The organism is Sphingobium limneticum, from assembly GCF_008710155.1.
GTDB classification, from domain to species: domain Bacteria; phylum Pseudomonadota; class Alphaproteobacteria; order Sphingomonadales; family Sphingomonadaceae; genus Sphingobium; species Sphingobium limneticum.
The window spans coordinates 1-7,560 of the sequence record NZ_VYPZ01000055.1 but is presented as its reverse complement, the minus strand read 5'-3'; the positions used below and the strand labels follow the sequence as shown (position 1 = coordinate 7,560).

The window sequence follows — 7,560 nt, the reverse complement described above, 5'->3', positions numbered from 1 at the left end:
ACAATACCAGCGCACCGCCCACAGGATCACATCACCCTGGAAATGGCGCCACTTGAAATCCGTCATCGTTCCGTCCGTCCAATCTCCGCCAAGCATGCTCAAGCTTCACGATTTTTGCAACAGAGCCCCCGGCGATACGATCAAGCTCGACCTCAAAATGGGGGTGTAAATCTCATTTGATGGATGTGATCGCGGTCATTCGTCAGGACGGCCAAATAGACGACCGAAAAACCCCCTCTTGGATTCCGTGGGGCCGGGTCCGGCCAGCAGTCCGATCACTCGGGCTTGAGCCTCACGCCGTTCCTCATCCGATTGATCGAGGCGACGACGAAGGTCGTCGATCGTGCCGTCCCGATCGCGCAACTGTTCCAAGGCAGCATCAAGACGAGCCTGTAATACATTGGAATCTGACCCGTTACGGGTGTCAGCATTGCCGTTGCGTAGCGTTTCAAATGGTGTTTCGGTTACTGGTGCGGCTGACTTGGGAGGATACACCCGGTGCAGTTCGACTGGCTCAATCGAGAAAGAACCGTCATCCTTCTTTGTCGCAGAAATTCGACCACTATTGATGGCTCGCGATATGGAAGCCTTGCTAATACCTGTCGCCTTTGCGGCTTCTCCGAGGGTGTAAGCCATTTTATCCGTCCCTGTTGCGGATCGTTTCAAAACGTGATCCGCTAACTGTTAGCAGAAACGGTCAGGTGGCGAAATGGTCAGACTCTGCCCCACTTGGTGGCACACCCCGTAACCCATTTCGTCCAATCTGCCTTGAGGGCATCCCCTACCAATTTACGGCGCTGTTCGGGGCGGACGCGAGCATACTGATCCGCTAGGCGCTGTACGGAGTGACCACCGCCTAGGGCCATTCCGATTGCATGAAGCTCCGGGGTCTTGAACTCGTCCACCTGATCGTCGGCCGGCCAGCGTAGGGTGTCCGAAACCGATAGCCGAGAAGCCGCCGAGGCGATGAGGCTGGCGGTGTCGACGATGGTTTCTGTCGTCCCTTCCCGGCGGGCCTTTCGGCCGCTGCTATGGCGTCCTGCCTCATCGGCCGCGGCGTCAGTGGCGTCGTCGTCTTTAGGGGTGAAGGTCAGGGTGACGTGGGTGATCTTGCCCCGCGCCCCGCGCTTTTCCGACCAGTCCATCGTGAAGGCAGCGAGCTGATCGATTTCGGCTTTGCCAGGTGTCAGCACCAGACGCCGGAAGTCGGAGAAGTTGGGCATCGAATTAGAGGGTGCGCCAAGCCGCTCCCGCAGCTCATCGACCGTTCCGGACCATGTGGGGCTACGCCGTCCAGCCAGCAGGCAACCCATCTCATAGAGGGTGATCGCATACTTCGACCGGAAGGCGAGCAGAGCCGCCCGGTTGAGGCGAGCGTAGTAATCGCTCCCCTGTAGGATTGCCCTAGCCGGTGCCGTGAACTCCCACTCGACGGTGGCCCGGCCGTCTTCGGCATGTTCGTTGAGCGTCCAGGCAAGCAGGGCAGCGGTGAGCGTCGCCGCACGCCCTTGCGCCGAGGTCGAAGGCATTTGGAACTTCACATCCATCAGCTCATCGAGGGTGTCCTGGATCCGATCATTGGCGTTGTGGGTGCCTCGCAGATCGCGCTTGGCGATGACATGTGATCCCGGTCGCCACGCTTCACCGGCAGCTTTGGCGATTAGAAGGGCTAGGGTCTTGCGGGCCGCCAAAGAGGGTGACGTACCCGCGCCGAACCGTGCTTCGATGAACTCGCCAGCTTTGACGATGGCATGACCGTCACGAACCGAGATCGTGGAAGCCGCCTTCATCGTGCGGCCGATAGGAAGGTCGTCGAGCACAGCATGAGCTTAGCCAGTTACGACATAAGATCAACGTCAATGTCATAGATCGCACAGTTACCCCATTCCTCACGGGGCACCCGATCCGTCGTAACTGAGCACCCCATTTGTCGTAGGTGCTCACCCCATTTGTCGTAACTGAGCACCCCATTTGTCGTAGGTCAGGCCATTTTTCCTATATGAATCAACAGACAAGCAACCCCTGAATCATAGAATCAATAGAATCTAGAATCATCGCGCACGCGCGAGGCTGGCGTTGCATGATGACAAGCGGAATCGGCCTTCGGCCGATGCACCGATGATGCGTGCCGGCTACGCCGTCACAGGGGCGGCCTACCGGCCGCAGGCTTGGCGAGGAAGGAGTCGGGGCGAAGGCATCGTGCCATCATTCGCCGGTCGTCACGCGGCGAGGGGGTTTGCCGTCGCGCTCGTGGACAACGATCGCAGACACGCCGGAGGCGGCGATGCGATCGATCAGGCGATCGGCCTCCTCGTACTGGTCGCTGGGCCAGTCGCGGGCGACGTGGACGCGATCCCCGCCGATTTCCAGCGTCAGGTGCGAGATTGAGGGATCGAGGTCGAGCAGCCGCGCCATGTCCGCCTGGGTATCGAGCGTGACGCGCCGGAGATCATGTCCGGTCATGATGAGCTGCCAGGTGCGGGTGCGATCATCTAGGTTCATGGCAGCAGCCACCCGGTGTAGGATTTGGCATCAGGGTTCGCGCCGAAGCACCAGTATACCCCGTCGCGCTTCTCTCGCTTCCAACCGTGATCCTTGGGACAGGCGGCAATGGCGGGGATGGTCTGTTCGCTTGCCTGATCGATGCGGCGGGCGAGCTTACCGTTGACGGTGTTGGCCCAGCTCGCCGCAGCCGTTTCATCACGGGCGCGGGCATAGCCTTGCGCCTCGCCGGCCCCGTTACCCAGGTAGTAGCCGTAACCCCCGGCAATCGGCACCAGCAGGGCGAAGCCGGCGAGCGCGCCGTTCCACCACCTGTCCCACCGGCGCCGGCGCTGCTCATGGGCGCGGCGATCGGCGGCATCAGCCGCAAGACGATCGGCCAGGGCGGCGTGCGCGGCCGTGTCAGCGTCGATCCGACGTCGCAGGGCCTCTCCCGCCCCGGCAAGGCCGTCCGTGGCTCCACGACGCGCGCCAGCCTCTGCACGGGCCTCCAGGGCGGCAGGATCGACCAGGCGGGCCGCTATGACCTTGTCACGGGCTTCCTCGTCCTCGGCGCGCTGTGCGTCCCTGGCGGCGGCATCGGCAAGGCTGGCGCGCACATCGGCCACCAGATCGCGCAGGGTACCAAAGCCGGCGAGGACGCGCTGGATGTTGGTGTCGAGGTGGGAGAAGAAACTGTGCGCCTGGGCGGCGTCGGCGACATCGCGCGCGCGACCGGCGGCAGAGGGTGGCGGATCGGGGGGCGTGTCGAACTCGGCGGGATCGAACCTGCCGGCCGGGGCATCGGTTCGGCTCCCGCCACGAGCCATTCCCTTTCCGCGTTCCCGCTCGTTGAGCTGGCGGGCCTGTTCGAGCAGGCGACGGGGGTCGTCGTCGCGGTCGCGGTCCATCAGCGATCCTCCCCGGGCAGCGTCCATCCCTCGAACGGTTTGCGATCCTGATCCCGGCTGATGCGGTGGGTCAGTTCGGAGACGATGCCGGCGAACCGCTTGTCCTTGCTGGCGGCGTCGATGAGCAGTCCGCCCAGGATGATCTTGCGGCGGGTATCGAGACGACGGCCCTCGGCAGCGACACGGGCATTGAGCGCGTCGAGACGGGCCTTGGCCTGGTTGACCCGTTTGCGAGCCTGTTCGATGGCTTCGGGTGTTGGTGCCGCCATACCTTCTCCGCGTGAAAGCACGATAACAAAGCGAGCATAGCTCAAACCAACAAACGAAACCACCCGAGACGACGATAGGAGACAAGGGCGCACTTTAGCATTACTGCGTAATGCGTGCGGCAGGGATACCCTGCACCCATGTCGCGATGCGACAGCGGGGCCTCCGCCCCACACCCCGACCAGCGCAACGCCGCTGGACCACGTTGGAGAAGGCAGGCGCGACGATGGCGATCTACCATCTGGCGGTGAAATCGGTGTCGCGCTCGACCGGGCGCAGCGCGGTCGCGGCTGCGGCGTACCGGACCGGCGCTTGTCTCGAAAACGAGCGCGACGGCCTGGTGCACGACTACACGCGGCGGGGCGGCGTCGAGGACGCGTTCATCGTCGCCCCGGAAGGCGCGGAGTGGGCGCAGGACCGCTCCGCGCTGTGGAACGCGGCCGAGGCGGCGGAGAAGCGCAAGGACGCCAAGGTCGCGCGAGAATATGAGCTGGGGTTGCCGGCCGAGCTGGACGCCGGCCAGCGCCGCGACCTGGTGCGTGCTTTCGCGGAGGATATCCGCAACCGCTACGGGGTGGCAGTGGATGCCGCGATCCACGCCCCGCATGATTACGGCGACGATCGTAACCACCATGCCCACGTCATGACGACGACGCGGGTAGCGGAGGCGGACGGGCTGGGGGCGAAGACGCGCCAGCTCGACGTGCGCTCGACGGCCTCGGTGGAGGTGGAGGCGATCCGCGAGCGGTGGGCCGGGATGGTCAACAGCGCGCTGGAACACGCCCAGGTAGCCGAGCGGGTCGATCACCGCAGTTACGAGCGTCAGGGGCTGGATATCGAACCGACCGTGAAGATGGGCCATGCGTCGGCCGCGATCGAGCGGCGCGCGTCGGCCGAGCAGATCGCGGCCGGCAAGGAGCCGCACGCCGTTACCCCGCGCGGGCAGATGAACGAGGCGATCATGGAGAAGCGGGGGCTGGGCTTCTACATCGAGCGTGGTCAGGAGCGGATACGGGAGTGGTCCCACCAACTCCGCGAGCGTGCCGATCTAGCGATGCAGGGCATGTCCAGCTTGGTCCAGGGCGCAGCGCGGGCGATGCGATCGGGGCTACAGACCAGCAGCGAGGGCGGGTTCGGGGCGGTGCCGGCGCTCGACCAGTCACCCCAGCGCGACCAGGTGCCGGCGATTGAGCTGGACCAATCGGGGCAGCGTGGGCGGGATCGGCAGCGAGAGCAGGAGCTAGACCGTCAGCGTGGACGTGACGGGCCGGATATCGGGTTCGGGCGGTAGGGTCGCCGCCGAAGAATCGTTTTCGGCAGAGTGTAAGGTAATACTTGACAAATGTCAGGAAATGCCTTACAATGTGTCTATGATTAAAACATACACCAGCAAGGCGCTCGAAGCCTTCGCCACCAAGGGAGATGGCTCAAAACTTCCCGTCCAGAACCACAACCGCGTTCGCCGCATCCTGCTCACGCTAGATGCTGCCACGAAGCCCGAGGACATGAATGTTCCGGGCTTTCGCTTTCATGGGTTGAGCACCAAGCCCAAACGATATGCAGTCGATGCCAGCGGCAATTACCGGGTCACATGGGCTTGGGATGACGGCAATGCGATCGACGTGAATATCGAGGATTATCATTGAGGAGGGGCAAGCCCCTCCTAAAAATCTGTCAGCCAATGCTTGACATGTAAGGCTTTAGTTTACATATAGAGCTTATACAGAGACGCATGATGATCTGGGATCGGCCCGGACAGGAGACAGATGATGAACCAGCTCGTATCCGGCCTTGCCCCGATGCACCCCGGTGAGCTGCTGCGGGAGGACATTCTGCCCGCACTCAACAAGCCCAAGGCGGAGATCGCCAGGCTGATCGAGGTGTCGCGGCAGACCCTCTACGATATCCTCGCTGAAAAGCAGGATGTCACCCCGACTATGGCGCTTCGGATCGGCAAGCTAACCGGCACCACGCCCGAAATGTGGGTGAACATGCAGCGCAATTACGACTTGCGTGTGCAGGCAGTGAAGGACGCCGATATCATCGCGCGTATCCCTACGCTCGAAGCGGCGTGATCCCTTTATCAAAATTGCAGAAGGGCGGGGGTAGCCGCGGGCGCTCTGCCTCATTCATCGTCAGCGCCGCTTCGTCAGTCGGTAGGTCGAGTAGGGCCGAACGCTGTCGGGCGCTGAGGATATGGCGTCTCGGCATGCACGGCTTGTCCCCATTGAACAGAAGTCTGTTTTGGACAACACTGACCCCACGCAAATCAAGGCTTTTCGAGGCCTAATTCCAGAAGGGTTCAATTGGGACAGCGCGCCGCCATCTACGCCAGGGTTTCGACAGCCGACCAGTCGTGCGAACGGCAGCTCCGCGACCTGGCCGGCTTTGCCGAGCGTGGCGGCTATGAAGTGGTCGAGGTCTTCCGCGAAACCGCGTCGGGCATGAAGGCAAACCGTTCGGCGCGGGCTGAGGTGATGAAGCTGGCGCAGGCACGCCATATCGATGCGATCCTCGTTACCGAACTCAGTCGCTGGGGGCGTTCGACCCAGGACCTGCTCGATACACTCAACCGGCTGTCGGGCTGGCGCGTGTCGGTGGTCGCGATGAGCGGCATGACGTTCGAGGTCGATACGCCGCATGGGCGGATGATGGCGACGATGCTCGCAGGTATAGCCCAGTTTGAGCGCGACATGCTGAGCGAGCGGGTCCGCTCTGGCCTTGCTGCAGCGCGGGCACGTGGCCGCAAACTCGGCCGGCAACTGGGGGAGCGACCCAAGTCGGACCGCCTCGCGCCCAAAGTGTTGGCGCATATCGCCGAGGGGCGGAGCTATCGCTGGATCGCTCGCGACCTGGGACTCAGCAAGAACACGGTCGCCGGGATCGTGGCTCGCGCACGGGGTAACGTGAGCCCTGATGTCACGGTGACGACATGACCGGGGCGTCTGGACGGCTGCGTCCCGATCCCCGGCGCAAGGCGCGGTTTCGCGAAATCGCCCGAGGCATTGTCGCCAAGGATCGCTACAATCGGAAGTACGGGATCGCCGTCGACACTGCTGGCGCCATCGCGCAGGCGCTAGAGCGCGCGTACCGCGATGGAGTCCGGGACGACCCGGCCGCAGCCGTTCAAGCGCCCGAACAGGATGATGCCGGCCCGCTGGAATGGGCGTTGATCCCACCACGACCGCGAGATGCCTTCTGGAGTATCTGCCTATACACCCTGGGCCGCGATACCGATCTCCCACGTGACGGCCATCTCGCTCCGGCTATTACCGAACGCGGAACGCCCGGATGGACACTCGTGGCAGGAGGGTACACCCCTGACAGGGTGATCAGCGATAGGAGCATTGGCCCGCTTGTCCGCCTCGGCCTTATCGCGCTCGCAGTCGATTTACCGGTTCGCATGATCGTAACCGCACAGGGGAAGGAAACATGGGCTCTCTTCTGCCAGCGCGGTGGGATGTACCCTGAGGATCTCACTGACATTTGATCCATTTGATCGACATCCATCCGGCGGAATGGTGAAGGGCAGCATCCGCCCCGTTGCAGACGTTCCCAATGGTCGTCATCCCGGCGCATGCCGGGACCGTGGGCTGTCTTTAGAAGCAGCCTCACGTCCGGGCGCCCTGGCGATAGCTATCGCCTCAAGACTTGCCCACGGTCCCGGCATGCGCCGGGATGACGGATGACCGCGCCCCACCCCAAATCAGCCGTCACCCTGAACTTGTTTCAGGGTCCATCAATCCGAAAGCCCAGTTTATGATCGGCCAACCGGGCCCAGTCGGCCCGAAGCTGCGATTTTGGCCAGGTTGAAGAACGAACACTGAACGCTTGATTGATTCTACCAGGACCGTTGCTGACCACCGACCTCGTAGATATCGGCTTCCATGGAGCAATTGTA

General features: G+C 62.9%; 10 protein-coding genes. 5 read left to right on the top strand and 5 right to left on the bottom strand.

Annotated elements, in window-relative coordinates; all coding sequences use genetic code 11:
• Positions 1 to 195 precede the first annotated feature (195 nt).
• The 5 genes from F4U94_RS23460 to F4U94_RS23440 all read right to left on the bottom strand — a co-directional run bounded on the left by F4U94_RS23460 (position 196) and on the right by F4U94_RS23440 (position 3,661).
• Positions 196 to 636, bottom strand: coding sequence for a recombinase (locus tag F4U94_RS23460; RefSeq protein WP_082370061.1), 441 nt, complete (start codon positions 634 to 636; stop codon positions 196 to 198).
• 77 nt (positions 637 to 713) lie between these two features.
• Positions 714 to 1,820, bottom strand: coding sequence for a replication initiation protein (locus F4U94_RS23455; RefSeq protein WP_047167713.1), 1,107 nt, complete (start codon positions 1,818 to 1,820; stop codon positions 714 to 716).
• A gap of 385 nt (positions 1,821 to 2,205) precedes the next feature.
• A complete protein-coding gene (locus tag F4U94_RS23450) occupies positions 2,206 to 2,502 on the bottom strand; it encodes a hypothetical protein (RefSeq protein ID WP_047167714.1) in 297 nt (98 codons plus the stop codon).
• On the bottom strand, positions 2,499 to 3,392 hold the full coding sequence (locus tag F4U94_RS23445) for a hypothetical protein (protein ID WP_053000203.1): 894 nt from the start codon (positions 3,390 to 3,392) through the stop codon (positions 2,499 to 2,501). Before F4U94_RS23445 ends, F4U94_RS23450 begins: the two co-directional genes overlap by 4 nt.
• Entirely contained in the window at positions 3,392 to 3,661 is a 270-nt protein-coding gene (locus F4U94_RS23440; protein ID WP_047167715.1) for a hypothetical protein, read from the bottom strand. Before F4U94_RS23440 ends, F4U94_RS23445 begins: the two co-directional genes overlap by 1 nt.
• Positions 3,662 to 3,885: 224 nt before the next feature.
• Here F4U94_RS23440 and mobQ point away from each other — a divergent pair, with 224 nt between their 5' ends.
• The 5 genes from mobQ (at position 3,886) to F4U94_RS23415 (ending at position 7,149) form a co-directional block, all read left to right on the top strand.
• A complete protein-coding gene (gene mobQ / locus F4U94_RS23435) occupies positions 3,886 to 4,950 on the top strand; it encodes a MobQ family relaxase (protein ID WP_047167716.1) in 1,065 nt (354 codons plus the stop codon).
• 79 nt (positions 4,951 to 5,029) lie between these two features.
• Positions 5,030 to 5,305: a type II toxin-antitoxin system RelE/ParE family toxin gene (locus F4U94_RS23430; protein WP_030092726.1), complete on the top strand. Its 276-nt coding sequence runs from the start codon at positions 5,030 to 5,032 to the stop codon at positions 5,303 to 5,305.
• Between the two features lie 120 nt (positions 5,306 to 5,425).
• Positions 5,426 to 5,734, top strand: a complete 309-nt coding sequence (locus tag F4U94_RS23425) for a HigA family addiction module antitoxin (protein WP_037447531.1) — start codon at positions 5,426 to 5,428, stop codon at positions 5,732 to 5,734.
• A 231-nt stretch (positions 5,735 to 5,965) separates the two neighbouring features.
• A complete protein-coding gene (locus F4U94_RS23420; protein ID WP_004213007.1) occupies positions 5,966 to 6,595 on the top strand; it encodes a recombinase family protein in 630 nt (209 codons plus the stop codon).
• Entirely contained in the window at positions 6,592 to 7,149 is a 558-nt protein-coding gene (locus tag F4U94_RS23415) for a hypothetical protein (protein ID WP_004213004.1), read from the top strand. The genes F4U94_RS23420 and F4U94_RS23415 overlap by 4 nt, the downstream gene beginning before the upstream one ends.
• Positions 7,150 to 7,560: the final 411 nt, after the last annotated feature.